We start from the raw sequence: 2,041 nt of genomic DNA, 5'->3' as shown, positions 1-2,041 counted from the left end.
CGCCCGTCGCCGCGCTTTTGGCTGTGCGCGCTGCTGGGCACGGCGATGGTGGTCGCGTTCGCGGTGCTGCGCTCGGGCAGCGCAGGCCTGTCGCTGCACCCGGCCGACTTGCTGCTGTTCGCGGCCGTGCTGTGCGCCGCCGTGGGCTACGGCTACGGCGCGCGGCTGTCGCAGCGCATGCCTTCGGGCTCGGTGATCTGCTGGGCGCTGGTCATCTCGCTGCCCGCCACGCTGCCGCTGGGGGCCTGGTCGTGGCCCACGGCGCCCATGCCGGCATCGGCCTGGGGCGCGCTGGCCTATGTGTCGGTGTTTTCGATGTGGCTGGGGTTTTTCGCGTGGTACCGGGGCCTGGCGCTCGGCGGCACGGTGCGCGTGAGCCAGGTGCAGCTGGTGCAGCCGTTCCTGGGCATGCTGTTTTCGGTGCCGCTGCTGGGCGAATCGCTCGATGCGATCAGCCTGGGCTTCGGCATTGCCGTGATGGCCACGGTGGTGGTCGGCCGACGCGCCCCGGTGCGACAAGGCCCCGCCAGGAACCCCCAACCCGCCGCGATGCGCGGTTAAGCTCTTTCCCCGGCGGGCCCACCCGCATGCCCGCCACCCGCCGCACAACGGCTTCCTCAACGACGACCCCGGCGCCCCGGAGAACAAGCGCCCCCTGGAGATGCACTCAATGACGAACTGGACCCTGGCCGCACGCGCCGCGAAGATGAACCCCTCGGTGATCCGCGAGATCCTGAAAGTGACCGAGAAGCCCGGCATCATCAGCCTGGCGGGCGGACTGCCCTCCCCCAAGACCTTCCCCATCGACGACTTCGCCAAGGCCTGCAGCGCCGTGCTGTCGCAGGACGGCCAGTCGGCCCTGCAATACGCCGCGAGCGAGGGCTACCAGCCGCTGCGCCAGGCGGTCGCCGACTTCCTGCCGTGGGACGTGAGCGTCGAGCAGGTGCTGATTACCACCGGCTCGCAGCAGGGCCTGGACCTCGTGGCCAAGGTGCTGATCGACGCCGGCAGCCGCATCCTGGTGGAAACGCCCACCTACCTCGGCGCGATCCAGGCCTTCGCGCCCATGGAGCCCGAAGTGGTGAGCGTGGCCAGCGACGACGAAGGCGTGCAGATCGAGGACCTGGCCACCAAGGCCGGCAGCAGTGCCGACAAGGCGCGCTTCTTGTACGTGCTGCCCAATTTCCAGAACCCCACCGGCCGCACCATGAGCGAGGCGCGCCGCGCCGCGCTGGTGGCCAAGGCCGCCGAGCTGAACCTGCCGCTGATCGAGGACAACCCCTACGGCGACCTGTGGTTCGACCAGCCCCCGCCCGCGCCGCTGACCGCGCGCAACCCGGAAGGCTGCATCTACCTGGGCTCGTTCTCCAAGGTGCTCGCCCCCGGCCTGCGCCTGGGCTTCATCGTGGCGCCCAAGGCCGTGTTCCCCAAGCTGCTGCAGGCCAAGCAGGCGGCCGACCTGCACAGCCCGGGCTTCAACCAGCGCATGGTGCACGAGGTCATGAAGGACGGCTTCCTGGGCCGCCACGTGCCCACCATCCGCGCGCTGTACAAGCAGCAGCGCGACGCCATGCTGGAGGCGCTCACGCGCGAGATGGCCGGCCTGGACGTGCACTGGAACAAGCCCGACGGCGGCATGTTCCTGTGGGTGCGCCTGCCCGAAGGCATGAGCGCCATCGACCTGCTGCCCGAGGCCGTGGACCGCAACGTGGCCTTCGTGCCGGGCGCGGCCTTCTATGCCGACAACGCCGACCCGCGCACCCTGCGCCTGTCGTTCGTGACGGCCAGCGCCGCGCAGATCAACACCGGCGTGGGCGCGCTGGCCGCGGCCATCCGGGCGCGCGTCGCCCAGAAGGCCTGACGCATGCTGCGGCTCTGGGGACGGCTGTCGTCCATCAACGTGCGCAAGGTCGTGTGGACCGTGCAGGAGCTGGGCCTGGAGCTGCAGCGCACCGACGCGGGCGGGCAGTTCGGCATCGTGTGCGAGCCGCAGTTCCTGCGGCTCAACCCGAACGGCATGGTGCCGCTGATCGAGGACGAC

3 protein-coding genes are annotated in these 2,041 nt (G+C 70.6%); all 3 read left to right on the top strand.

The window, feature by feature from the left end:
- A partial coding sequence (locus AC27IQ_RS23195; RefSeq protein WP_487090954.1) for a DMT family transporter occupies positions 1–561 on the top strand: 561 nt, incomplete at its 5' end.
- 109 nt (positions 562–670) lie between these two features.
- Entirely contained in the window at positions 671–1,861 is a 1,191-nt protein-coding gene (locus tag AC27IQ_RS23190) for an aminotransferase-like domain-containing protein (RefSeq protein ID WP_487090953.1), read from the top strand.
- Positions 1,862–1,864: 3 nt separating this feature from the next.
- A partial coding sequence (locus tag AC27IQ_RS23185; RefSeq protein WP_487090955.1) for a thioredoxin domain-containing protein occupies positions 1,865–2,041 on the top strand: 177 nt, incomplete at its 3' end.

It is taken from the genome of Acidovorax sp. KPB24-07 (assembly GCF_057543315.1).
The sequence above is the reverse complement of the archived record's forward strand: the minus strand, read 5'-3'. Positions and strand labels throughout refer to the sequence as shown.